This is a genomic window from Rhizobium sp. AB2/73, assembly GCF_020871915.1.
Classification (GTDB): Bacteria; Pseudomonadota; Alphaproteobacteria; order Rhizobiales; family Rhizobiaceae; genus Rhizobium; species Rhizobium dioscoreae.
This window is the reverse complement of sequence record NZ_CP067071.1, coordinates 2,652,142-2,678,027: the sequence shown is the minus strand read 5'-3', so window position 1 is coordinate 2,678,027 and position 25,886 is coordinate 2,652,142. Positions and strand designations below refer to the sequence as shown.

Below are 25,886 nucleotides of genomic sequence, written 5' to 3'. Positions count from 1 at the left end.
TCAGACCTCCTCCGGCCTGTCCTTCGGATCGAACTGCGATATGGTCGTCCATGTCGCAGTCAGCGCCGGCTTGCGTTCGTTTTCGATCTCGACCGTTACGTCATAGGTCAGCATCAGCATATTGGCGCCGCGCAGCCGGGTTTCGGCGAGCGTGAAACGGCCGCGCACGCGCGCGCCGCATTTGACCGGCGACATCAAGCGGATCTTCTCGAAGCCGTAGTTAATGCCCATGATCTGTTCGCGGATTTTTGGCAGGGCGCTATAGTTCATCGCTGAAAGCAGCGAGAGCGTCAGGAAGCCGTGGGCGATGGTGCCGCCATAGGGTGTTTCCGCCTTGGCGCGTTCGGGATCGACATGGATGAACTGGTGATCGAGCGTCGCATCGGCAAAAGTGTCGATCATCGTCTGATCGACGGCGATCCAGTCGGAAACGCCGATTTCCGTTCCCGCAAGCTTCATGATTTCAACAAGCGAAATTTCGCCGGGCATGCCATCCTCGTCAGTCTGTGTCGTCAAAGCCCTTTCTGGCGAATCGAGACTGAAAGTGCAACCGCGATCAGTCTTCCAGAAGGAAGGCGACAGAGCGGGCAGGGATGGTGATTTGCCTACCGGCTGCATTCTCGGCCGCCGTCGTCAGCAGGGACCAGCCGCCGCTTTCGGAAGCCGGCAATATGACGGCGCGTTCGTCTGCGGCGCGATTGAAGACTACGGCGAGTCGCGTCGATCGGTGGGTCGCGCGATCCGTTGTTTGCAGCGCCATGCCAAGCACGGCCGCTCCTGGCGCCTCCCAATCCGGCACGGTCATTGGCGTCCCCGCGCCTGAAAACCAAAGCACGTCACCATCACCACGGAAGAAATTCATGTCGCCAAAGGCGGTGAAGCGGCGGCGCAGGCCGGCGAGCCAGGCGGTATGGGCGATCAGTTCCTCGTCCAGCGTCTTCCAATCCATCCAGGTGATGGCGTTGTCCTGGCAATAGGCGTTGTTGTTGCCCTGCTGGCTGCGGCCGCCTTCGTCGCCTGCCGTCAGCATGACCGTGCCTCTCGTGGCAAAGAGCGTCGACAGCATGGCTTCAATATCGGCGCGGCGCTTGGACTGGATCACCTGATCGCCCGTTTTTCCCTCGATGCCGTTGTTCCACGAGAAGTTCTCGTTGTGACCATCGCGATTGTTCTCGCCATTGGCCTCATTGTGCTTGTTCTCGTAGGACACGAGATCCATCAGGGTGAAGCCGTCATGGGCGGCGACGAAGTTGACGCTGCGCGTCTGCGTCCGCCCGTCACGGCTGAAGATGGACGAGGAGCCGGCCAGGATCGTTGCCAGATCGCCGATGCCGGCGTCGCCGCGCCAGAAACGGCGCAGATCGTCGCGGGCTCGGTCGTTCCATTCGAGAAACGGCATCGGGAAATTTCCGAGCTGATAGCCGCCGGGACCGATGTCCCAGGGTTCGGCGATCATGATTCGATCCTGCAGCACCTCGTCCGCCAGCATGGTGCGCAGCGTCATGCCTTCCGGATCGAAGCCCTTGCCGTTGCGGCCGAGCACGGTGGCGAGATCGAAGCGGAAGCCGTCGATCCCGGCATTCCGCACGAAATGGCTGAGGCTGTCGATGACAAGCTTGCGTGTGGCCGGCTGATCGCACGCAACGGTGTTTCCTGTGCCGGTATCGTTTACCAATGTGCCGGGCTGATCCGGCAGGCTGCGGAAATAAGTCGGGTTGTCGAGGCCGCGCAGGGATAGCGTCGGGCCCTGACGGTCGCTCTCGCCGGTATGGTTGAAGACGAGATCGAGGATGACGGCGATGCCTTCGGCGTGAAGGGCGGCAACTGTCTCGCGCAACTCCTTCATGCCGCCGGGTACGAGACGCGGGTCGAGCGCCATGAAGGCGACGGGGTTATAGCCCCAGCCATTGGTGAGACCGAGCGGCGGCAGATGCCGTTCGTCGATCCATGCTGTGATCGGCATGAGCTCGACGGCGCTCACCTGCAGGCGCTTGAGATGGGCGATGATTGAGGGATGGGCGAGGGCGCCGAGGGTGCCTCGCTTCTCAGCCGGCACATCCGGATGCAGCATGGTGAACGGCTTTACCGCGATTTCGTAGATCAGGCAGCCCGGCTGAAACAAGGGCTTGGCTGGCTTTACCGCGATATCGCGCGAGACGATCGCCTTCGGCATGAGATCCTGCGTATCGGCGCCGTAGACCCCAAGGCGCGGATCGTAGCGAAACGGCCGATCGATGTCCTTGGCATAGGGATCGACAAGCAGCTTGGATGGGTCGAACCACAGGCCGCGATCGGGATCGTAGGTGCCATGGGCGCGCAGGCCGTAGCGCGTGCCTTCCCCCACATCTTTCACAAAGAGGCGGTGTTCATCACCGTCGCGGGCGAGCGGCAGACGGGCGATTTCCTTGTGGCCCTCGGCGTCGAACAGGCAAAGCTCTATCCGCTCGGCATGCCTAGAATAGACAGCAAATTCGACACCCGAGTCAGTGAGGGTGGCGCCAAGGCAGCAGGTTGTCGGTTCGGGCATGTCTCGCGGGCTTTCCATTTTAGGACGTTGGAACGAACGTGATGCAATTTGCCGTCGTTCCCGGATAACCTCCTCATCCGTCTTTCGGCGATTTCGCTCCGCTCAATCACCGAAATCCACCTTCCCCCGAGGGGAGAAGGTCCTTATGGCACAATCCCCCTCTCCCCTCGGGGAGAGGGCAGGGTGAGGGGGTTCTGCAAAAATTGCCGTCAGGTAATCACCGTCGGTGCATCGCGGCCGGTGCGGCCCTTGATGTCCGCGATATCCTGAGCGGCCGTGATGAGATCGGCCAGCGCTTCCTGGGTCTCGATATTGTGGCGGGTCGAATCGGGCTCGTAACGCTCGATATAGACGCGCAGTGTCGCGCCCGTCGTGCCGGTGCCGGAGAGGCGGAAGACGACGCGCGAGCCGCCTTCGAACATGATGCGGATGCCCTGATGCTGGCTGACCGACTTGTCGACCGGATCGTGATAGGCAAAATCGTCGGCGGCGGAAACCGTGAGGTCGCCGAACTTCGTGCCCGGCAGGGTCGGCAGCTTTTCACGCAGCGCTGCAATCAGGCCGTTGGCAGCATCGGTATCGACGCCCTCATAGTCGTGGCGGGAATAATAGTTGCGGCCATAGGCGGCCCAATGCTGCGTCACGATATCGATGACGCTCTCGCCGCGCACGGCAAGGATGTTCAGCCAGAGCAGCACGGCCCAAAGGCCATCCTTTTCGCGAACATGGTTGGAGCCGGTGCCGGAGCTTTCCTCGCCGCAGATCGTTGCCATGCCGGCATCGAGCAGGTTGCCGAAGAATTTCCAGCCGGTCGGCGTTTCGTAGATGCCGACACCGCGCTTTTCGGCAACACGGTCGGCGGCGCCGCTTGTCGGCATCGAACGGGCGATGCCGGCGATGCCATGCGAGTAGCCGGGAGCGAGGTTGGCGTTGGCTGCCAGGATCGCCAGGCTGTCGGACGGTGTGACGTAGATGCCCTTGCCGATGATGAGATTGCGGTCGCCGTCGCCGTCCGATGCTGCGCCGAAATCGGGCGCATCGTCGCTCATCATGTCGTCGTAGAGCTCCTTGCAGTAGACGAGGTTCGGGTCCGGATGATGGCCGCCGAAATCCGGCAGCGGCAGGAAGTTGCGCACCGATCCATCCGGGGCGCCAAGACGGATTTCAAAGATTTCCTTGGCATAGGGGCCGGTGACGGCGCTCATCGCATCGAAGCAGATGCGGAAGCCGAGGCTGATCAGGTTGCGGATGGCGCCGAAATCGAACAGCTCTTCCATCAGGGCTGCATAGTCTTCGACCGGATCGATGACCGAAACGATCATGCCGTCGATATCTTCGCGGCCGATGCGGTCGAGGTTGATATCCGGGAAATCGGCAATCTTGTAGCTTTCGATCACCTTGGAGCGCTCGTAGATAGCGTCGGTGATCTTTTCAGGGGCGGGGCCGCCATTGCCGATGTTGTACTTGATGCCGAAGTCTTCCGTCGGGCCACCGGGATTGTGGCTGGCCGACAGGATGATGCCGCCGAAGGCTTTATACTTGCGGATGATGTTGGAGGCTGCGGGCGTCGAGAGGATGCCGCCCTTGCCGACCATTACCTTGCCGAAGCCGTTCGCGGCGGCCATCTTGATAGCCTTCTGAATGACTTCGCGATTGTAGTAGCGGCCATCGCCGCCGATGACTAGGCACTTGCCCTGATAGCCTTCGAGCGAATCAAAAATCGACTGGATGAAGTTTTCCGCGTAGTTCGGCTGCTGGAATACCGGAACCTTCTTTCGCAGGCCCGAAGTACCTGGTTTCTGGTCCGCGAAGGGGGTGGTGGGTACTGTTTTAATCATCGGGTTAAGCGCCTCTCGAGACTAGACTGGAGTAGAGAGCGGCGTAGCGTTCTGCGCTTCTGCCCCAGGATACGTCGGATTTCATGCCCTGCTTTTGCATCTGCGTCCAGACCTTTCGATCCGGGAAAAGATGCATGGCACGGCGCACGGCCTGCAAAAGCCCCTCCGCGGTGATGGGCGAAAATTGAATGCCGGTCGCGACTTTTGCCTGCAGCGCGGCATGGTTGGCGTCGATAATCGTATCGTTCAGCCCGCCCGTTCGCGCAACGATGGGTAAGCAGCCATAGCGTAAGCCATAAAGCTGCGTGAGGCCACAGGGTTCGAAGCGCGAGGGAATGATAATCGCATCACAGCCGGCCTGCATCAGATGCGACATGGGTTCGTTGTAGCCGGCCGAAACACCGACGCGACCGCGATGACGGCCGGCTGCGGCAAAAAGCGCGCCCTCCAGCGCCGCATCACCTGCGCCGAGAATTGCGAGCTTGCCGCCCATGTGGACGATCTCGCTGGCAACTTCAGCCAGAATATCCATGCCCTTCTGCCAGGTTAGGCGGCTGACGACGCAGAAGATCGGACCATCATCCTCGTCCAGGCCGAAATGCTCGACGACCCGATGGCGGTTGATGGCGCGATCCTTCAGCGTCGCCGCGCTATAGGTCTGCGCGATCATCGGATCGGTCGCAGGGTTCCAGATGTCATCGTCGATGCCGTTGACGATGCCATAGAGATTATAGGCCCTGCTGGCGATGACTCCTTCGAGGCCCATACCGAATTCCGGCGTCAGGATTTCTTCCGCATAGGATGGGCTGACGGTGGTCAGGGCATGTGCCGTCTGCAGCCCGCCTTTCAGGAAGCCGACATCGCCGTAATATTCGATGCCTTCCATGGAGAAAGCGTGGGCCGGCAGGCGCAGGCCGGGGAAGATGTCGGCGCCGAACTGACCCTGGAATGCGATGTTGTGGATGGTCAGCACGCTCGGCAGCTCCGGCGTCGGATAGTAGCGCATGTAGACCGGCACCAAGGCCGACTGCCAGTCATGGGCATGCACGAGATCCGGCCGCCAGCCGGGCAGGAGGCCGGCGGCAATTTCCGCACCGGCGAGCGACAGCGCGGCGAAACGACGCCAGTTGTCGGGGTAATCCTTGCCGGTCGCATCCACATAGGGGCCGCCGGTGCGGCTGTAATAGGCCGGCGCATCGAGCACGAAGAAGGAAATTCCTGCGTGCTCGACCTCGAGAATGGTGGCTGCCTCGCCAAGGAGATCCGGAAGCTCCAGACGGGCAACCGGATCGCGGATGGCTTTCATGACCGCAGGGTAGCCCGGGATGAGGGTCTTGGTTTCAACGCCATAGGGCTTGAGTGCAATAGGAAGGGCGCCGGCCACATCGGCAAGGCCCCCTGTCTTGATCAGGGGGAAGACTTCGGACGAAACCGAGAGAACCTTCATAGGTTACAAATCCAGCTTGTCGATCATCGATTGGGTGATGAGGCAGATGCCGCTTTCCGTGCGGCGGAAACGCTTGGCATCGAGTTCCGGATCCTCACCGACTATCAGACCTTCCGGAATTGTGACGCCATGGTCGATGACGACATTCTTCAGCTGCGCGCGGCGGCCGATCTTGACGCTCGGCAGCACGACGGCGCCTTCCAGCTTGGAGTAGGAATTGGCGCGGACACCGGTGAAGAGCAGGCTGTTGTAGAGGCTCGCGCCGGAAATGATGCAATCGCCGGCAACGACCGAGGAGATGGCGGAGCCGCGGCGATCTTCGTCGTCATGGACGAATTTGGCCGGCGGCGTGATTTCGGCATAGGTCCAGATCGGCCAGGATTTGTCGTAGATGTCGAGCTCCGGCACCACGGCGGTCAGGTCGATATTGGCCTGCCAATAGGCGTCCACCGTTCCGACGTCCCGCCAATAGGCCTCGCGCTCGAAATCCGAGCGAACGCACGATTGCGTGAAGCGGTGAGCGATGGCTTTGCCGTTCTTGACGATATGGGGAATGATGTCCTTGCCGAAGTCGCGGCTGGAATTCGGGTCGGCCGCATCGCGCTTCAGGCATTCGATCAGGAATTTCGTGTGGAAGACGTAGATGCCCATCGAGGCGAGCGCGAAATCCGGATTGCCGGGGATGCCTGGCGGATCGGCCGGCTTCTCGACGAAATCGATGATCTGATCCTTGTCGTCGACATGCATGACGCCGAAGCCGACAGCTTCCATACGCGGCACTTCCAGGCAGCCGATGGTGACATCGGCGCCGGAATCGACATGTTGCTGCAGCATCCATTCATAGTCCATCTTGTAGATGTGGTCGCCGGCGAGGATGACCATGTATTCCGGACCATAGGGCTCGATGATGTCGATGTTCTGATAGACGGCGTCCGCGGTGCCCTCGTACCACTGCGTTTCAGAAACGCGCTGCGAGGCCGGCAGGATATCGAAGCTTTCGTTTCGTTCGGGACGAAAGAAGTTCCAGCCGCGCTGCATGTGGCGGATCAGCGAATGGGCCTTGTATTGCGTCGCGACGCCGATGCGGCGGATGCCGGAATTGAGCGCGTTTGACAGCGCGAAATCGATGATCCGGGTCTTGCCGCCGAAATAGACGGCTGGTTTGGCACGGCGGTCGGTCAGTTCTTTCAGGCGGCTGCCGCGGCCCCCGGCAAGAACGTAGGCCATGGCATCGCGTGCCAGCGGCTGGAAACGTTTTTCTACCATTTTATTCCTCCCTGTCCGTAGTGATCTCAGAATTCCGGTTCGAGCATGATGGTCGCCAGCGGAGGCAGCGTTATGATCGCCTGTACGCCTCCGCCTGCATTGACGGCCTGGACACGCCCGCCATTCCCCTTGCCGCTGCCGCCGTAGATATCGGCATCGGTATTCAGTATCTCGCGCCACCGCCCCTCAGCTGGCAGGCGCAAGGTGTAATTCTCACGATAGACTGGCGTGAAATTGGTGATGACGGCAACCGGCTTTTCGCCTGGCGCCTTGCGGAGCCATGCGAAGACCGAGTTTTCGAAATCGTCGACGACAAGCCATTCGAAGCCATCGCCCTCGCAGTCGCGGGCGTGGAGTGCCGGCTTGCTGCGATAGGTGAAATTGAGGTCGCGAACGAGGCGGCGCATGCCTTCGTGCATGCGGTACTGCAGCAGGTTCCAGTCCAGGGCACGTTCCTCGCTCCATTCGCTCCATTGTGCGAATTCCTGGCCCATGAACAGCAGCTTCTTGCCGGGATAGCCCCACATGAAGGCATAGTAGGCGCGCAGATTCGCGAATTTCTGCCAGTCGTCGCCGGACATCTTGGCGATCAGTGATCCCTTGCCGTGGACGACTTCATCATGCGAGAGCGGCAGGACGAAGTTTTCCGAGAAGGCGTAGATCAGGCCGAAGGTCAGCTCGTTGTGGTGATATTTGCGATGCACGGGCTCGCGAGCGAGATAGCTCAGCGTGTCGTGCATGAAGCCCATGTTCCACTTGAAACCGAAGCCGAGACCGCCTTCATGAACCGGCTGGGATACTTTCGGCCAGGAGGTCGATTCCTCCGCGATGGTCATGACGCCGGGATGTGCGCCATAGATCCGGGTATTCACCGACTGCAGGAAGCGCACGGCTTCGAGATTTTCGTTGCCGCCATATTCGTTCGGGATCCATTCGCCGTGCTTGCGGGAATAATCGAGATAGAGCATGGAGGCGACGGCATCCACGCGCAAACCATCCAGGTGGTATTTTTCCGCCCAGTAGAGTGCATTGTTCAGCAGATAGGCGAGAACCTCGGTGCGGCCGAAATTGTAGATCGCCGTATTCCAGTCGGGATGAAAGCCTTTGCGCGGGTCCTCGTGCTCGTAGAGGGCGGTTCCATCGAACCAGCGCAGGCCATGCTCGTCGGTCGGAAAATGCGCCGGCACCCAATCGAGGATAACGCCGATGCCGACCTTATGGCAGCCGTTGACGAAACGGGCAAAGCCTTCCGGTTCTCCGAAGCGGGCCGTCGGGGCGTAAAGACCCGTGGTCTGATAGCCCCAGGACGGATCGTAGGGGTGTTCGGTGATCGGCAGGAATTCGATATGGGTGAAGCCCATGTCGACGCAATAAGGGATGAGGCGCGAGGCAAGCTCGTCCCATGACAGCATCGAACCGTCGTCGCGGCGCTGCCAGGAACCGGCATGCACCTCGTAGATGGAGATCGGCTGGCGGCGCTGGTCGACGCTTGCCCAATGTTCGCGATGCGCCGAATCGTCCCAGACCTGAAGCAGTTCGTTGGCGGTGACCGAAGCCGTCTTCGGGCGCAGCTCGCTGCGTCGGGCAAAGGGATCGGCCTTCAGCGGCAGCAATACGCCATCATGGCCACGGATCTCGAACTTGTAGGCGACTCCGGCGGGCACATCCGGGGCGAATATCTCCCAGATGCCGCTGTCGGCACGGAAGCGCATGACATGCCGGCGGCCATCCCAATTGTTGAAATCCCCGACGACCGAAACGCGCTGCGCATTTGGCGCCCAGACGGCGAAATGAAAGCCCTGCACGCCCTCGTGCTTCAGGGGATGGGCGCCCAACTTGTCGAACAGGCGCAGATGCGTGCCCTGGCGGGCAAAGTAATCGTCCATCGGCCCGAGAACCGGACCGAAGCTATAGGGATCGGTTACCGCCCATTCTGCATCGCCGCGCCGTGCGCGATAGCGGACCGGCTGCTGCTTGGCGAGCTTGACGTCGCCGGAAAAGAAGCCTGCCGGATCGAGGCATGCGAGCTCGCCGATGACGGAACCGTCGAGTGCCGTGGCGGTGACGGCTTCCGCGCCAAGGATGAAACAGCGGGCGACATAGCCGTCATCCGTCTTGTGAACGCCGAGAACGGCGAACGGATCGGAATGGGTGCCTGCGAGAATTGCAGCAATATCCTCTGCCGAAATATCGCTCGAGCTCGTGGCGTCAGCGGTTTTTTTCGGCTTTTTCATCCGGCTCTCCAGATTTCCTTGGCGTATTGACGGATCGTCCGGTCGGAGGAGAACCAGCCCATGCGAGCGGTATTGTTGATTGTCTTTGCGTACCACTCCGACGGGTTGGCCCAGAGAATGTCGACTTCGCGCTGTGCCGAGGCATAGGCGTCGAAATCGGCGGCGACCATGAACCAGTCGTGGCTGTAGATGCCGTCGATCAGGCTGGCGTAGCGGTTGCGATCGTCGGGAGAGAAGACGCCGGAGGCAATGGCCGAAAGTGCTTGAGCCAATTCGCGCGAGCGCTCGATAATGGCGCGTGGATTGTGACCGTCGCTGCGCAGGTTTGCGACCTCATCAGCCCGCAATCCGAAAATGACGATATTGTCCTCGCCGACATTGTCGCGCATTTCGACATTGGCACCATCCAGCGTGCCGATGGTCAACGCGCCGTTGAGGGCGAATTTCATGTTGCCGGTGCCGGAGGCTTCCATGCCGGCGGTCGAAATCTGCTCTGAAAGGTCGGCGGCCGGAACCATGACTTCCGCCAGCGAGACGTTGTAGTTCGGCACGAAGACGATCTTCAAGAGGCCGCGTACGGACGGATCGTTGTTGATGACGCGGGCGACGTCGTTGATCAGCTTGATGATGAGCTTCGCGTTGTGATAGCTCGGCGCCGCCTTGCCGGCAAAGAGCTTGACGCGCGGCTGCCAGTCGAGTTCCGGATGCGAGCGGATCTGGTCGTAAAGTGCCACTGCCTCAATGACGTTCAGAAGCTGGCGCTTGTATTCATGGATGCGCTTGATCTGGATATCGAACATCGCGTTCGGATCGAGCTTGATGCCCATGCGGCTGGCGACGAGGTTGGAGAGCTGCACCTTGTTGGCGCGCTTGACGGCGGCGAACTTCTCCTGGAAGGCGCTGTCGCGGGCGAACTGATCCAGCGGCTTCAGCTGTTCCGCATCGTCGAGGAAGGCGTCGCCGATGGTTTCCCGCACGAGATTGGTCAGGCCGGGATTGCACTGCATCAGCCAGCGGCGCGGCGTAATGCCGTTCGTCTTGTTGTTGATGCGGTCCGGATAGAGCTTGTGCAGGTCGGCAAAGACGGTGACCTTCATCAGGTCGGTATGAAGCGCGGAAACGCCGTTGATCGAATGCGAGCCGACGAAGGCGAGATTGCCCATGCGCACGCGGCGATCGCCATTCTCGTCGATGAGCGAGATCGAGCGGATTTCGGTATCGCTGAAATTGCGCAGCTTGCGCGCTTCCAACAGTACCTTGGCGTTGATGGCGTAGACGATCTGCATGTGCCGCGGCAAAAGCCGCTCGAAGAGCGGTACGGGCCAGCTTTCGAGCGCTTCCGGCAGCAGGGTGTGGTTGGTGTAGCCGAAGGTGTTTCTGGTGATATCCCAGGCCTTGTCGAAATCGAAGCCGTGGACATCGATCAGCAGGCGCATCATTTCCGTGACGGAGACGGCCGGATGCGTGTCGTTCAGCTGGATCGCAACCTTGTCGGCGAGATTGGTCAGGTCGTCATATTGCTGCAGGTGGCGGCGCAGGATGTCCTGCAGCGAGGCCGACGAGAAGAAGAATTCCTGGCGCAGGCGCAGTTCCTGACCGGCCGGCGTCGCATCGGCGGGATAGAGAACGCGGGTCAGGCTTTCGGCCTTGTTGCTTTCGCGTAGCGCGCCGATGTGGTCGCCGGCGTTGAAGGCATCAAGCAGGATCGGGTCGATCGGTTGCGCCGACCAGAGGCGCAGCGTGTTGACGCGCTTGCCGCGCCAGCCGACGACGGGCGTGTCGAATGCCGTGGCGATGACGCGCTCGGCCGGCTTCCAGACGTAACGCGGCTGATCGTCGTGACCGCCGATGGTCTCGACAGCACCGCCGAAGCCGATTTCATAGGAGCTTTCCTGGCGTTCGAATTCCCATGGGTTGCCGTGCGCCAGCCAGGTTTCGGGCAATTCCACTTGCCAGCCATCGGCCATCTGCTGACGGAAGAGACCATGCACGTAACGAATGCCGTAGCCATAAGCCGGCACATCGACGGTTGCCATGGATTCCATGAAGCAGGCGGCAAGACGGCCAAGACCGCCATTGCCGAGCGCTGCGTCGGGCTCAAGGCCGGCGATGACACGAATATCGACGCCCAGCGAAGCGAGAGCGTTGGTGATTTCCTCCATCAGGCCCAGATTGGAGATGGCGTCGCGCATCAGGCGGCCGATGAGGAATTCGAGCGACAGATAGTAAACGCGCTTGGCACCCGTCTGATAGGCTTTTCGGGTGGATTCGATCCATTTGTCGATGACGCGGTCGCGGATGACAAGGATCGTTGCCGTCAGCCAGTCGTGCGGCTTGGCGACCTTCGCATCCTTGCCGATGCGGTATGTCAGGCGCTCGATGATTTCCTCGGCAAGGATTTCGGGGCGGGAACTGCGCGGGGCTGGAACGGGTAGATCGGCTTTCGTCAAGTTAGTCATACTATCAACTCTCGCCATTTATGATTTATATTCAGCGTGTTACACTTAATTAAATCGATTTGCCTTTCCGTGTCACTATCAGTTTACGCACTGATGTAAAGCAGTTGCAACAAGCGAGTTGGGCGGATGCGAAAAATGCCGCCCAAGGTCTGCCCCGAGTCGGAAAAGACTTGATTCCGATGATGTTTCGGGCTTTTATTCGCGCATCGATCAAACGAAAAACCGCGCGATACTCGCATCGCGCGGTTTTTCCTTGTCTTCTATTTATGGTTGCTTGAGGCTCTTGCCAGCGAGATCACTTGGTCAGCAGCGTCATCTGCTTCGATGTTTCCGTGGCGATCGTCTTGAAGGCGGCGACCAGATCCGACATCTGTTGCGCAGCAAAGTAGTTTGATAGACCCGTTGCGCAAGCCTGGAGCAGACTTTGGCCGCGTGCTGGAGCCATGAAGGCAACAGTATAGATTTTGATACCAGCGGCCTTTGCAGAATTGCAGGTTGCCAGTGTCTTCTGATCCGAACTGGTGTCGTTGTTTTCTCCATCTGTCATCAGGACGATGTACTTCTGGAAAGTCTTGTTATTGTTCTTTGCTTGTGCAGCTGTTTCGGAAGTCGACATAAGGTTGTTGAAAGCCATTGTCATCGGTGCACTGGATTCGGTACCGCCCTCAGCATTCAATCCGCTGACGACGTTGGTGCGAGTCGACTTTGTTCCCCAATCGAGATTGCTGTAGCTATCGACTTCGCTGCTCCACGCGATGGCCGCAGTGCGAACGTATTGCGAGGTGGGATCGGCCGCATCCAACTGGTCCAGAAGGCTGCTGACCGCTGTTTTCAGTGCCGCAATCTTTTTGATGTAGCAAGGGCTCTGAGGCTTTGAATACTGATACAGATAATTCCCTTTAGTATAATATTGGATACAGCTTGCTTGAGTAGTGTCGATAACTTCCGTATTCAGGAGCATCGAACCCGACTTATCGAGCGCGATCTCCATCGACAGGGCATTCTTCTGGGTTTCGGTAGTCTTTCCGCTGGTTGACGTGCTGGACGCAGAAATGTTCAGGGAACTCTGCCCCGTCAGGCGGGTCATGCTGTTCACGGACATCGAATAGGATGCATTTACAACGACCGTGTAACCCGAATTCCCGGAGGAATCGGTCGTTTTTGTTACCGTCGTGCTGGTGCCCGCTTTTAGTGAATTCGTAGCATCCGTATCGCCGGCGAGATAGTTCGACATTTGGCCGAGGACAAAATTGTTGGCGAGATCCTTGGCGGTCGTGGTGGTCGCACTGCCGTCCGCAAGCGCGGTTGCCGTAGCGAGCGCGGCGGCGTCCGTTGATTCCTGAAGCTGGCTGCGTGTCAGCGACATGTTCGTAACATCGACCGCTACACCTCCCGCCACAGCCAGCACAGGTACGGCAATCGCCGTCAGGATGCCAAAATTTCCGGCTCTATCGCGTAGAAGTTGTTTAAATGCCCAAAGCATATCGGAGCCGGCAATCATCATGTCCGCCTATTGGAAAGAGTTAGATTCTCAAGAACGGCGGGACTATCAATTACAAATATTAGTTGAAGGTTTAAGCGCTCATTTGATTTTTAACAAACTACATAATCTGGCGCGATTTGCTTCAGATTTTTACTACTTCAAGTATATTCTATTTTAGTGGAATGACATCTACTGCCTGAACGGCTTTCTGATTGCCATAGCTCTTCAGCACGCCGATAACGGGGGCAACGTCCGAATAATCGCGACCATAGGCAACGACGATGTGATCCGTGCCGGCGGGAATATTATTGGTCGGATCGAGCTCGATCCAGCCTGCCGTCTCACCGCACCAGACGCGCACCCAGGCGTGCATGGCGTCGGCGCCTTCCAGTCTTTCCTTGCCGGGCGGCGGAATGGTGCGCAGGAAGCCACTGACATAGCCGGCGGGAATGCCGAGGCTGCGGAGCGCGATGATCATCACATGCGAAAAATCCTGGCAGACCCCGCGCTTGAGGCGAAATGCCTCCTTGGGGGTGGTATCGACCGTTGTCGCCTTGGGGTCGTAGGTGAAGTCCTTGTGGATCTGCGCGCAGACCGCATGCGCAATCTGCAGGGTTGTCAGTTTGGTCGATTTCCATTGCCTGGCGTAATCGGTGATTTCGCCCGTCTCCGGCAGACGCGGGCTGCCGCCGAGGAAATGGTGGGGTGAAGACGGATCGATCGACCAGCAGTCTTCGATCTCTTCCGGCAACTTGGCCAGCAGCGGCGAAAAGTCGGCCCCGACGGGCTGGCTTTCCACCTGAACGCGCGCCTGCATGCGGATGTCGAGCCTTTCATGCGGATCGCGAACCAGGATCGAGGTTGCCGGATGCTGGAAGAAATCCGTGAAGTTGGATTGCTCGTCCGGCCCCGGGTTTATCTTTACCGAGCCGGCGATCAGCCTTTGCCGATTGGGCAGTGAGAGCGGCATGACGCGCAAGATATGCCGCGCGCCGCTTGCCGGCACGTCGTAGATATAGCCCATGTGAAGCGAGAGGTCGTAGAGCATCACGTCATCCGAGGTAGGTGCGTGCCAGCAGGTCGGACAGCCGCTCCAGTTCGCGCGCCAGCTGCTGGTAGACTTCGACCGTCATCGCTTCGGGCGTCATGACAGCCAACCCCGAATGCAGCCGCATCGCCTCGCGGAAGAAAGGCGACATCTGGCCGTTGACGTAAGCGTTCGGGAGCTGCTCAACCTCGCGGTGGATCTCGTTCATCTGGAAGAGGATCGAGCGCGGGTTGAGAGGATCGAGCGCGAGCAGGTCCGTCACTGTCAGCCGAGCGGTATTGACGTTGTAGCGGCGGCGATGGGTCATGACGCTGTCGCCGATTTCAAGCAGCATGTCGAGCGCGCCGTCGGGCGCATCGGGGCCGGACATATGGCCGAGCAGCCGGGTCATGTGCAGGCCGCGCTCGATGTAGCGGCCGAGCGACAGAAAGCGCCAGCCGGTGAAGCGGTACATGTTTTCATGTACGAGACCGGCAAAGCCCGCGAGCTTGCGCAGCAGGATCGTCATGGCGTGGCTGGCATCGTCGCCAGGTTTCACCCCTTCCCTGAAGCGGCGTGCCGTCTTGGCGAGATCATTCAGCGCCAGCCAACCGTCGGGGGAAAAGCGATCGCGGATGTTGCTTGCCGAATAGACGGCGCTCTCGATGTTGCGTAGCAGGTTTTCCGGTACCGCCTGCTTGGTATCGATGTCGATGGCGGCAAGATAGGCGCTGACATCGGCAAGCAGCGGCTGGTTCGGATCGGCCGCCTCGGCGAAACGGCCATGCCAGGCGCGCAGGATGCGCAGGGCGCCTTCAGCGCGCTCGATATAGCGGCCGAGCCAGAAAAGGTTGTCGGCCGCCCGGCTCGGCAGGCTGCCCGGCATGTTGCGGGTGAAAGTTTCTTCGGCCGGCAGAAGCGTGTGCGCCTCGACGGGCTTGTCGGAGACGATCCAGACATCAGCCGCCGAACCTCCTGCCTGCATCGCGATGGCCGCGACATCGTCGCCGCTGCCGATGCGGGCAAAGCCGCCCGGCATGATCTGCCAACCATTTTCCGTGCGGGCGGCGAAGACACGCAGGCTCATCGGCCGCGGCGTCAGCCTGCCGTTGACCCAGGCCGGCGTCGTCGAAAGTGTCACGACCTCCTGGCCAACCAATTTCTGACCTTCGGTTGCCAGCCAATCCGCAATCGAATTGCGGGCGGTGCTGCGCAGGGTCGAGCCCAGCACCGACTGGCCGTTGTCATCGAAGAAGGGCATGCAGGAATAGGCCGGGCCGATGACCATCTTCTCGATGTTGGCGGCGACATGCTCGCGCTCGGCCTTCTGGCCGCACCACCAGGTGGCGATCGACGGCAGCTTCAATTCCTCACCACGCAGATGCCGGCAGATGGTCGGCATGAAGGCGAGAAGGGCGCGCGTCTCGAGAATGCCGGAGCCGAGCGCATTGACGATAGTCACCGTCTGCGCCCGCAGAGCCTCGACCATGCCCGGCGTGCCGATATGGGAATGCTGGTTGAGCTCCAATGGATCGGCATAGGAGGCATCGAGGCGGCGCCAGAGGACACTGATCGGCCGCAGCCCCGCGACGGTGCGCACCATCAGCTGATCGTTGACGACCGTGATATCCTCGCCCTCCAGCAGCATGAAGCCGAGATAGCGGGCGATATAGGCGTGCTCGTAATAGGTCTCATTGGCCGGCCCCGGCGTCAGGACGGCGACACGTCCTTCGGCTCCGCGCTTGCCGCCAAGAAGCGCATCGCGAAAGGCACCGAAGAAGGAGGCAAGACGATGAACCTTGGTTTCGGCATAGATATCGGAAAAGGCACGGGTGGTAGCGACCCGGGTTTCCAGCGCAAAGCCGGCGCCGGATGGTGCCTGTGCGCGGTCGGCCAGTACCCACCAGTTGCCATCAGGACCGCGGCCGACCTCGAAAGCCAGGAAATGCAGATAATGGCCACTTGCGGGCTTGACGCCGACAAGCGGGCGCAGGAATTCCGGATTGCCGGCAATCAGCGCCGGTGGCAAAAGCCCTTCGTTCACGAGCCGATTGTCGCCATAGATATCGGCGATGATTGATTCCAAAAGGTCGGCGCGCTGCTGCAGGCCTTCGGAGAGAGCCTGCCATTCGCGCTCGTCGATGAGCACAGGAATATGGGAGATTGGCCAGTTACGCTCGCTGACCCCAGCCGTTCCATAGGCGCGATAGAAGACGCCGGCGTCGCGCAAATAGCGGTCGGCGCGGGCGAACCGCTCGGTCAGTTCCTCTTCCGATAGGCGCGAGAGCGCCGACAGAAAGTTTTGCCAGACCGGGCGGACGGCACCATTGTTGTCGACCATTTCGTCGGCGACGCCGGGCAGGGGACGATAGGCAAAGGCCGGCGCCTTGGCAGTGCCGGTCTTTATCTCATCCCGCCGTTCCGTCGCCGGTTTTCTACTCATGTTTAGTTCCGTCTCAAATTCCTGCCGGACGCCTGAGGTCGAGCGTCAGCGGGAATTCCACCGATGCAGTCTCCGGTCTCACAGCATAGCTACCTGCTGTATGCCCCCAAGGCTCGAAACGCGCAAGACGTCGCGCTTCCGCCTCGTTGCCATTGACGGGGAAGGTGTCGTAGTTGCGGCCGCCCGGATGGGCAACATGGTAGATGCAGCCGCCGATCGAGCGGCGTGACCATGTATCGTAGATATCGAAGGTCAGCGGCGTATCGATGGGCAGAACCGGGTGCAAGCCCGAGGCCGGATGCCATGCCTTGTAACGCACACCGGCGACCGAGACGCCTGCCATTCCCGTCGGTGTCAGCGGTACGGGACGGCCGTTACAGGTTACCGTATAGCGGGAGGGATTGGCGGTTTCGAACCGCACCTGCAGACGTTCGACCGATGAATCGACATAGCGCACGGTGCCGCCGATCGCGCCTTCTTCCCCCATGACGTGCCACGGTTCCAGCGCCTGACGCAGTTCCAGCTTGCTACCCTCGTATTCGACTTCGCCACAGAAGGGGAAGCGGAATTCGAGCTGCGCCTGAAACCATTCCGGTCTGAGGTGGAAACCGTTTTCTCGCAGATCGGCGAGGACGTCGAGGAAATCCTGCCAGATATAATGCGGCAGCATGAAGCGATCATGCAGTGTCGTGCCCCAGCGTACAAACTTCCCGTCAATGGGGTTGCGCCAGAAGCGGGCGATCAGCGCGCGCACCAGCAATTGCTGGGCAAGGCTCATGCGGGCATTGGGTGGCATTTCGAAGCCGCGGAATTCCACGAGGCCGAGGCGTCCCGTCGGTCCGTCAGGCGAAAACAGCTTGTCGATGCAGATTTCGGAGCGGTGCGTGTTGCCGGTGACGTCGGTGAGAAGATTGCGGAAAAGGCGATCGACCAGCCAGGGAAGTGGCTGGATGCCGCGACCGGGCGCCGGCACCTGCGCCAGCGCGATTTCCAGCTCGTAGAGGCTGTCGTGACGGGCCTCGTCGATACGCGGCGCCTGGCTGGTCGGGCCGATGAACATGCCGGAAAAGAGGTAGGAGAGCGAGGGGTGGCGCTGCCAGTGCAGCACCAGGCTCTTCAAAAGATCGGGACGGCGCAGGAAGGGGCTATCCATGGTATTGCGGCCGCCGACGACCACATGGTTGCCGCCGCCGGTACCGGTGTGGCGGCCGTCGATCATGAACTTGTCGGCGCCGAGCCGGCTGGCGCGTGCTTCCTCGTAAACCGCCGTGGTGATATCGACCGCTTCCTTCCAGCTCGATGCCGGATGGATGTTGACCTCGATCACGCCGGGATCGGGGGCGACACGAATGACATTGATGCGCTCATCCTGCGGCGGCGGATAGCCTTCGATATGGACCGGCAGGTTCAGGGCTGCCGCCGCACGCTCGGCCGAGGCAACGAGATCGAGGTAGTCCTCGACGCTGACTGTCGGCGGCATGAAGATGCAGAGGCGCCCGTCGCGCGGCTCGACGCTGATAGCGGTGCGCACATAGCCGCCGATCTCATCCAGGGATTGCGGCATGATGGGCTGCTGGCCGGTGAAGGGCTGGAAATGGGCAGCCTGCAGCGGCCGGCCCTTGTCTTCATTGTAATCCGGCAGCGCTTCACGCGGGATGGTCGGGTCCATCGGGTTGATGTAGGGATATTGAGATGCCGGTATCCAGCCAAGCGAGTTCAGCGGCAGGCGATAGCCGACCGGGCTATCGCCGGGCGTCAGGAAGATGCGGCCACGACGCGTACGCCATTTCTCGCTCGTCCAGCGGCGGCCGCTGGCGCGCGCATTCCATGCCTGTATGGGAAGGACATAGCCCGTGGGCCGAGTCAGTCCACGTTCGAAGACGCGGGCCATGCGCGAACGCTCTTCCGGATCCTTCAGTTTCGAATTGGATGGATCGACATTTTCGGGCAGGTTCGCTTCCTTGACCAGCCATTCGGCCGGGTCCTCGAAGGCGGGCGCCACATAATCCGGTTCGATATCGAGTTCGCCGGCAATGGCCGTCAGCAGTCGGCCGGCATCGTCTTCGGTGACGCTGTAGTTGCGGCCCTCATTGGCGATCAGATCGGGATTCGACCAGATCGGCCGGCCGTCGCGCCGCCAGTAGAGCGAGAAGGTCCAGCGCGGCAGGCTTTCGCCGGGATACCACTTGCCCTGGCCGTAATGCAGGAAGCCGTTCGGCGCGAAGCGTTCGCGCAGGCGGCGGATCAGCGTGTCGGCTTTTTCACGCTTGGTCGGACCGACGGCGGCTGTGTTCCATTCGTCGGACTGGAAGTCGTCGATCGACACGAAGGTCGGCTCGCCGCCCATGGTCAGGCGTACGTCGTCTTCCTTGAGGATTGCATCGACCTTCTCGCCAAGCGCGTTCAAGGCATCCCAGCTTTCGTCGGAGAAAGGCTTGGTGATGCGCGGATGCTCGGCAACGCGGGCGACCTTCATGTCGAAGTCGAATTCGGTCTTGGCTTCGCCGAAATAGCCGCCCGAGATCGGCGCGGCATTGCGGTAATGCGGCGTGGCGGCAAGCGGAATATGGCTCTCCCCCGTCAGAAGACCCGAGGTCGGATCGAGGCCGACCCAGCCGGCGCCGGGAAGATAGACTTCTGCCCAGGCATGCAGGTCAGTGAAATCGACTTCGGTGCCGGAGGGGCCGTCAAGGGCCTTCAGGTCGGGTGTGAGCTGGATGAGATAGCCGGAGACGAAGCGGGCGGCAAGGCCGAGATGGCGCAGAACCTGAACGAGCAGCCAGCTCGTATCGCGACAGGAGCCTTTCGCCTTTTCCAATGTTTCCTCAGGCGTCTGGACGCCGGCTTCCATGCGGATGACATAGCCGATTTCCTGCTGCAGGCGCGTATTGAGGCCGACGACCATGTCGACGGTCTTCTGCTCCGAGCGGTCGAGCGTGGCTAGGAAGGCTTTCAACCTGGGGCCGGGTTCTTCCGGCTTCATGTAGATCGACAGATCCTCGCGGATGGTCTCGGGATAGTCGAAGGGCCATTTGGTGGCTTCCTCTTCGACGAAGAAGTCGAAGGGATTGTAGACCGTCATGTCAGCGATGAGATCGACCTCTATCTTCAGCTCGGTGACCGGATCGGGAAAGACGAAGCGGGCGAGATAGTTGCCGTAGGGGTCTTGCTGCAGATTGACGAAATGGTTTGACGGCGTGACTTTCAGCGAATGGCTGAGCACGCGCGTCTTGGAATGCGAGGCGGGTTTCAGGCGGATGATCTGGGGGCCGAGGCGGACCGGATTGTCGTATTTGTAATGGGTGAGATGATAGATGCTCGCCTTGATCGCCATATGTCTCTTCGCCTAGCCCGCATCGTTGTGCGGTGATTGCTGTTCCCTTGGGGCAGTGTGTGCAATGCAGCGAAAGAAAGCAAGGTGTCTCCCGGCGCTTCGGAAAGTCCTGCCGTGTAATGCCAAAACAAAACGGCGAGCTTTCGCCCGCCGCTCTGAAATCGCGATCCTGCTGCTTGCAATCAGCTTCTGCCGAACTCGTCGACGAGACGGATGATGTCGTCTTCGCCGAGATAGGATCCGGTCTGCACTTCGATGAGCTCCAGCAGGATCTTGCCCGGGTTGGCCAGGCGATGCACTTCGCCGAGCGGGATATAGATCGATTCGTTTTCGCGCAGCATCTGCACGTTTTCGCCGACCGTCACTTCGGCCGTGCCCTTGACGACGATCCAGTGCTCGGAGCGGTGGTGATGCTTCTGCAGCGACAGCTTCTTGCCCGGCAGCACGAAGATGCGCTTGACCTGGAAACGCTCGCCGTTCAGCACCGAGGTATAGCCGCCCCAGGGGCGGTACGAGGTGGGGTGCGTCTCGGTGAGCTTGGCCGTCTTCTTCTCGCTTGCGAGCATCTTGACGAGCTTGCCGACTTCCTGGCTATCCTTGAGATGGCCGACATAGACGGCGTCCTCGCTGGCGATGACGGCGACATCCTCAAGGCCCTGCACGGCGACGTGGAGGCTGTGCGACATGACGAGCGAATTCTTGGTGTTGACCAGCGTCGTGGCACCCGTCGACACGTTGCCGCTTTCGTCACGGCTGCCGACTTTCCAGACCGCATCCCAGCTGCCGAGATCGGACCAGGTGAAAGGCGAGGGAACGACGGCGGCATTGGCCGTCTTTTCCATCAGCGCGTAGTCGATGGAGATGTCCGGGCTCTTGGAAAAATTGTCGGCGTCGAGGCGGGTAAAATCGAGATCGCGCGTCGACTTGGACAGGGCCTTGCTGGCAGCCTTTTCTACATCAGGCGCAAATTCCTTCATTTCGGCGAGAAGCTGGGCCGCCGAGAACATGAACATGCCGGAGTTCCAGTAGAAGCTGCCGCTTGCCACCATCTCCTTTGCCTTTTCCAGGACAGGCTTCTCAACGAAACGCTTGACGGCATGGGCGCCGGTTGCGAGCGCCTTGCCGGTTTCTATATAGCCGTAGCCGGTCGCCGGCTCGGTCGGCTTGATGCCGAAGGTAACGAGCTTGCCCTGCAGCGCGGTATCGCGGGCCAGGCGCACGCAATCATAATACGTAGTATTGGCATCGATCTCATAATCGGAGCCGAGGACATGCATGATCGCCTCCTTGCCGAAGAGCTCGGTGACGAGCGCAGCGGCGGCGGCAACGGCAGCGGCAGTATTGCGGGCGATGGGCTCCAACAGCACGGCGGCCAGCTTCAGGTCGAGTTCGCGGGCCTGCTCTGCGACGAGGAAACGGAACTCCTCGTTGGTGAGAACGATCGGCGCTTCGTAGAGCTCGGGGTCGGCCACCCGCTCCAAAGTGTTCTGAAACAGCGTCCTGTCGCCGATGAACTGGATGAATTGCTTCGGAGCGGATGCGCGCGACAGCGGCCAAAGCCGCGTGCCCTTGCCCCCTGCCATAATCACCGGAACGATCTTTGCTGCCATATTCTGCCTCTCCTGGACACTTCAACCGAGAGCCGACCGTCAAGAGCGCAACCGTTGCGCTCTCCGCCATGCTCCTTCGACAACCTCAATCGCCATTGCGATATTTTTTGGCAAAACGCTAGCGCTAATATGCCAGCAGCGTAAACATTCGGCGATCTCGGCTCGGAAATCCCGATGAAAGTCCGCTGTGCGCGCCTTTCCGAAAGGGGGGCGAGGCAGAATCGATAAGTACGATCCTGCCCTCAGGATCCGCCATAGGCCAGCGGGCTATGGCGATGATCGTCATTATGTCGGAGGTCAAGCTTCCGCCCTGTCGTGCTCTTCATCGTGCACCGCCGCATGGTGGAGACCATTGCGCCTGTTGTACCGGATCGAGGACCAGAGCGAGATGCCGATCAGGGCCGCGCCGCCCAGACCGGTGATGACTTCCGGGATATGCGTCAGCGTCTGCACGTACATGATCACCGAAAGGATCAGTATGGCGTAGAAGGCGCCATGTTCGAGGTAGCGATAGTGGGCGAGCGTGCCTTTTTCCACCAGCATGATCGTCATGGACCGGACGTACATGGCGCCGATGCCGAGGCCGATCGCGATGATGAAGAGGTTCTGGGTAAGAGCGAAGGCGCCGATGACGCCGTCGAAGGAGAAGCTGGCGTCGAGGATTTCGAGATAGAGGAAAGCGCCAAATCCACCCTTTGCCGCCGCGCTCATCGTTCTTTGCGAGGCATCCAGAAAGCCAGCCAGAACCTCTACGAGCAGGAAGGTGAGGAGGCCGTAGATCGAGGCGTGCAGGAAGGTCGTGGCGTCGTCACCGTCGAGCACGGAGGTGAAGATGAGGACCATGATCAGCACGAAGGCGATCTCCACGCCCTTGACGGTGGCGAAATGCGCCATCCGCTTCTCGATGAAGCTTATCCAGTGCACGTCCTTTTCGTGATTGAAGAAATAGGTCAGGCCCACCATCATCAGGAAGGTGCCGCCGAAGGCGGCGATCGGCAGATGTGCCGCCTGCATGATCTCTGCATATTGCTCAGGCCTGGTGGCGGCGAGTTGCAAGGCTTCCCATGGACTGATCCAGGCGGCGATGGCGACGATCGCCAGCGGAAAGACGATCCGCATGCCGAAGACGGCGATGATGATGCCCCAGGTCAGGAAACGATGCTGCCAGACCGGCGTCATCTCCTTCAGCTTGTTGGCATTGACGATGGCATTGTCGAAGGAAAGCGAGATTTCGAGCACGGCGAGGACGGCACAGATGAAGAAGGCCGTGGCAAGACCGCTGAAGGTGCCGGTGGTGTTCCAGCCCAGCAGGGCACCGAGGGCAAGGCCGCCGACTGTAACGGCAAAAGCCCAGCCGAAATAGCCAAGTGCGGATTTTGAAGCGGTGCGCGAGCTCATGTGCGCGCCTCGCCGCAAAGGGAGTGAATCTGTCCGGATTGCGCGCATAGCCGCATACCGAAGACGGCATGCGGGTGAGGCATGGTCAAGCTGATCATGGAAACGAAGTCCGCCGGCTCATCTGCAGGCGGTACCGACATCGCGAGAGCGCCGTGAAAACTCTCGCCAGAGGGGCCCGGCACCAAAGTTCAATCCGTCGCCGATGTCAGGGAGGCGCGGAGATACTTCATAGTTAGTGAAGTTGCGATGCAGGTCAAGAGTTGAAATCGTGGCGGCAGCAACTGCCCTTGATAATTTAAAATTCGAGGAACCAAACAGGGAGGGCCGCGTTTGCCCGTCAAGCGGTCTTGTGCCGCCCCGCCGCTTCAAAACCTCAGGCGGATCGTTATCCCGACAACAGCGACAGACAGGAGAAGTTCCGATGAGCCCGACACCCATCCACCCCAAGTCGCAAACGCAAAAACCGGAACTGACGGAACGGCAGAAAAAGGCACGGCCGAATACGCTACGCCAAGCTCAGGTCCTGCCGCCGCATCAGGTGGATCTGACGTTGCATCCCGCCACCCACGAGGATGTGCACGTTCCTGCACACGTCAACGGCGCAGACCTGTCGCGCGAGGCGCCGGCCGATGCCAATCATGGTCGGAAGCAAAAGACCACGCCGCGGCATTAATTCGAGTGTTGGAGCTCGGATGGTGGCAGCGCGGCGAATGGCCGCTACTTGTGTCGCGGCGTCTTGCCGTCGGAGGTAAAGCTGCCGTTGAAGCTCATCTCGGTCGATTTTGCCGAGCACTCGATGGCGATCGGCTTGCCCGCATAGGGATTGGCGAAGGTGCAAGTGCCCTTGGCTTCGACCTGGCCCGATATCTTGCCGCCGGCACCGGTCGAGATGACGTCGATCGGCAACTGCGCCGTCCCCTTCTGGCTGCCTGCCTTGATGCCCTTGCCGTTGCCTTGGAAACCAAGCATCTTGCCGCCGGACGTGAAGATGAAGGTCACGGATCCATCCGGGCCGGTGACGCTGGCGATTTCGGCCTTGCATCCCTTGGAGGCATCGAGCTTGCCGACCACGAGCCTGGAGCATTTTCCACTAACGACGGTGACGCCTTTCGATGGGAAATCATCCACTGCGCCGGCCGAGGTTGCGGCCAAGACGGTCAATCCAAAAGCAATGCCTGCGAATCGCATAAGAGGGGCTCCTTTCAAGCCCGAGCAAATTCGCCGATCCAAATGTGGCAGTCAACCCGAAGCGGGGCGCAAACCCCAAAGCCACTGAAATCGCCCGGATTCACACCGGGCGTTTCAGCGTTTGACGTCATACATCTCTCTATCGCAAAGCCATCCGCTGTCCCTGCGCGAGTGCGTTAATGTTGCTGCGCCGATTCCGGAACGAGCGAGCCGATCAACTGCAGCAGGGCATTCTGGCGATTGCCGCCCCCGGCCAGGAATTCATAAAGGGTCATGCTCTTCTCGCTGCCGCCGTCGACGACATAATCCGCCTGGCGGATGACGTAGACCTCGCCGCTTTCGGTGTCGCGGGCGAGGTGAAACATATATTCATCGCCGTTGGGCTTATGGTTCTTATAGAACTGCCGCTTCACCACCGTCATCTCGTCCTCCCGTATGATCGATGCGCTGATATGACAGTAGGATGACGGCGCGGCCGGAAGTCAAGCGGCTTGTGGCGGGAACTTGTGTCGCGGGCCCCGTTCAACTCGCAATCGCAGCGAACAGCAGCATGTGATTGGCTATCTTCCAAAAGACTACTATTCTCGACCTGCGCTCGAATTTTTCGGGACGCGGCTAGTTGGAGATCGAAGCACATGAGAATGATGTTAGCGCTGGGAGCGATTTTGAGCCTGGCATGCGTCTCTGCCGGTGAGGCGCCTTCGAATTACCAGACCTACCATGGCGGCATTCGCGCCGACAGCGATCCGGTGGTGCTGGCAAGATATGACAGGGCTCTCAATCATTGCGAGCCCGAAGCCTATTCCTGGCGGCGTGGGTCGCCGGATGCGAACAGCACACTCTACTGGCTGGCTCTCAGGGATTGCCTCTACCGCCAGGGCTTCGTCGATCGTGGCGTCTATGCCTACCCGACGACGGCGGTGCTGCGGCATATTCTGGATCGCTGACGGTCGACAAACGGCCGCGGTCTGGGGAAACACTTTGCCCCCGCAAAACTTCGGCGACATGCGCAGATGTAGCCAAACGGCAGGAAATGAAAAAGGCCTTTCGATTTCTCGAAAGGCCTTGCTTTTCAGCGAATTAGGATGGTGGGCGTGACAAGGATCGAACTTGTGACCCCTACGATGTCAACGTAGTGCTCTCCCGCTGAGCTACACGCCCATCCGATGGCGGCGCATAGATCACAAAACCTTGGTCGCCGTCAATAGGCTTTTTTTCGGTTTTGTGACTGGGCCGCCGAAAGCCTTACGCAGCAAGGAGTTTGTTGACCTCGTCGACGAGCTCGCGAAGGTGGAAAGGCTTGGAAAGGACTTTTGCATCCTTCGGCGCCTTCGAATCGGGGTTCAAGGCGACGGCGGCAAAGCCGGTGATGAACATCACCTTGAGGTCCGGATCGAGTTCGGTGGCGCGGCGCGCGAGCTCGATGCCGTCCATCTCGGGCATGACGATGTCAGTCAAAAGCAGCGAGAACGGCTCTTCGCGCAGCCGATCGTAGGCGCTTGCTCCATTGTCAAAGGACAAGACCTTGTAGCCGGCTTTTTCGAGTGCCTTCACGAGAAAGCGACGCATGTCGTTGTCGTCTTCGGCAAGAAGTATCTTCTGGGTCATCATCTCTATCGCTAATCAACTTTG

The 25,886-nt window shown here is 60.1% G+C and carries 18 protein-coding genes and 1 tRNA gene; 2 read left to right on the top strand and 17 right to left on the bottom strand.

All coding sequences use genetic code 11. The features are described from left to right. The 13 genes from I8E17_RS13240 to I8E17_RS13180 all read right to left on the bottom strand — a co-directional run bounded on the left by I8E17_RS13240 (nt 1) and on the right by I8E17_RS13180 (nt 23,066). Nucleotides 1-489: a MaoC family dehydratase gene (locus I8E17_RS13240; RefSeq protein ID WP_069613293.1), complete on the bottom strand. Its 489-nt coding sequence runs from the start codon at nt 487-489 to the stop codon at nt 1-3. Nucleotides 490-556: 67 nt separating this feature from the next. Next, complete coding sequence (glgX, locus tag I8E17_RS13235; RefSeq protein WP_069613292.1) at nt 557-2,527, bottom strand: glycogen debranching protein GlgX; 1,971 nt, start codon at nt 2,525-2,527, stop codon at nt 557-559. A gap of 209 nt (nt 2,528-2,736) precedes the next feature. Continuing rightward, nucleotides 2,737-4,365, bottom strand: coding sequence for an alpha-D-glucose phosphate-specific phosphoglucomutase (locus I8E17_RS13230; RefSeq protein WP_069613291.1), 1,629 nt, complete (start codon nt 4,363-4,365; stop codon nt 2,737-2,739). Nucleotides 4,366-4,369: 4 nt separating this feature from the next. After that, on the bottom strand, nt 4,370-5,812 hold the full coding sequence (gene glgA / locus I8E17_RS13225) for a glycogen synthase GlgA (RefSeq protein ID WP_069613290.1): 1,443 nt from the start codon (nt 5,810-5,812) through the stop codon (nt 4,370-4,372). Between the two features lie 3 nt (nt 5,813-5,815). Then, nucleotides 5,816-7,078 (bottom strand): glucose-1-phosphate adenylyltransferase, encoded by a 1,263-nt coding sequence (gene glgC / locus I8E17_RS13220; protein ID WP_069613289.1) that lies wholly within the window; start codon nt 7,076-7,078, stop codon nt 5,816-5,818. Nucleotides 7,079-7,104: 26 nt separating this feature from the next. After that, on the bottom strand, nt 7,105-9,312 hold the full coding sequence (glgB, locus tag I8E17_RS13215) for a 1,4-alpha-glucan branching protein GlgB (protein ID WP_069613288.1): 2,208 nt from the start codon (nt 9,310-9,312) through the stop codon (nt 7,105-7,107). Continuing rightward, the gene (locus I8E17_RS13210) at nt 9,309-11,771 is read right to left on the bottom strand and encodes a glycogen/starch/alpha-glucan phosphorylase (RefSeq protein WP_069613287.1); all 2,463 of its coding nucleotides are present in this window, start codon (nt 11,769-11,771) and stop codon (nt 9,309-9,311) included. The genes glgB and I8E17_RS13210 overlap by 4 nt, the downstream gene beginning before the upstream one ends. A gap of 295 nt (nt 11,772-12,066) precedes the next feature. Next, nucleotides 12,067-13,275, bottom strand: coding sequence for a TadE/TadG family type IV pilus assembly protein (locus I8E17_RS13205; protein ID WP_229002029.1), 1,209 nt, complete (start codon nt 13,273-13,275; stop codon nt 12,067-12,069). A 148-nt stretch (nt 13,276-13,423) separates the two neighbouring features. Then, a complete protein-coding gene (locus I8E17_RS13200) occupies nt 13,424-14,302 on the bottom strand; it encodes a transglutaminase family protein (protein ID WP_069613286.1) in 879 nt (292 codons plus the stop codon). A gap of 4 nt (nt 14,303-14,306) precedes the next feature. Beyond that, nucleotides 14,307-16,724 (bottom strand): circularly permuted type 2 ATP-grasp protein, encoded by a 2,418-nt coding sequence (locus I8E17_RS13195; protein WP_069613285.1) that lies wholly within the window; start codon nt 16,722-16,724, stop codon nt 14,307-14,309. 13 nt (nt 16,725-16,737) lie between these two features. Continuing rightward, complete coding sequence (locus tag I8E17_RS13190; protein ID WP_069613284.1) at nt 16,738-20,058, bottom strand: transglutaminase family protein; 3,321 nt, start codon at nt 20,056-20,058, stop codon at nt 16,738-16,740. A gap of 182 nt (nt 20,059-20,240) precedes the next feature. Beyond that, nucleotides 20,241-21,668, bottom strand: a complete 1,428-nt coding sequence (locus tag I8E17_RS13185; protein WP_069613283.1) for a mannose-1-phosphate guanylyltransferase/mannose-6-phosphate isomerase — start codon at nt 21,666-21,668, stop codon at nt 20,241-20,243. 297 nt (nt 21,669-21,965) lie between these two features. Next, nucleotides 21,966-23,066, bottom strand: a complete 1,101-nt coding sequence (locus tag I8E17_RS13180; RefSeq protein ID WP_069613282.1) for a DUF475 domain-containing protein — start codon at nt 23,064-23,066, stop codon at nt 21,966-21,968. Nucleotides 23,067-23,487: 421 nt separating this feature from the next. Between I8E17_RS13180 and I8E17_RS13175 the strand changes: the two genes are divergently transcribed. Further along, on the top strand, nt 23,488-23,739 hold the full coding sequence (locus tag I8E17_RS13175; protein ID WP_069613281.1) for a hypothetical protein: 252 nt from the start codon (nt 23,488-23,490) through the stop codon (nt 23,737-23,739). A 44-nt stretch (nt 23,740-23,783) separates the two neighbouring features. On the opposite strand, the gene I8E17_RS13170 is transcribed toward I8E17_RS13175, so the two are convergent. Both I8E17_RS13170 and I8E17_RS13165 read right to left on the bottom strand, forming a co-directional pair. After that, the gene (locus I8E17_RS13170) at nt 23,784-24,254 is read right to left on the bottom strand and encodes a hypothetical protein (RefSeq protein WP_069613280.1); all 471 of its coding nucleotides are present in this window, start codon (nt 24,252-24,254) and stop codon (nt 23,784-23,786) included. A 176-nt stretch (nt 24,255-24,430) separates the two neighbouring features. Further along, nucleotides 24,431-24,676: a hypothetical protein gene (locus tag I8E17_RS13165; protein ID WP_069613279.1), complete on the bottom strand. Its 246-nt coding sequence runs from the start codon at nt 24,674-24,676 to the stop codon at nt 24,431-24,433. A 213-nt stretch (nt 24,677-24,889) separates the two neighbouring features. Between I8E17_RS13165 and I8E17_RS13160 the strand changes: the two genes are divergently transcribed. Further along, nucleotides 24,890-25,201 carry a hypothetical protein gene (locus I8E17_RS13160; protein ID WP_069613278.1) on the top strand — a complete coding sequence of 104 codons (312 nt, stop codon included), beginning with the start codon at nt 24,890-24,892 and terminating at the stop codon, nt 25,199-25,201. A gap of 139 nt (nt 25,202-25,340) precedes the next feature. Here the strand turns inward: I8E17_RS13160 and I8E17_RS13155 are convergent. Beyond that, nucleotides 25,341-25,415 (bottom strand) — tRNA-Val (locus tag I8E17_RS13155). A gap of 84 nt (nt 25,416-25,499) precedes the next feature. Further along, complete coding sequence (gene cpdR1 / locus I8E17_RS13150) at nt 25,500-25,862, bottom strand: response regulator CpdR1 (protein WP_004117561.1); 363 nt, start codon at nt 25,860-25,862, stop codon at nt 25,500-25,502. Nucleotides 25,863-25,886 lie beyond the last annotated feature (24 nt).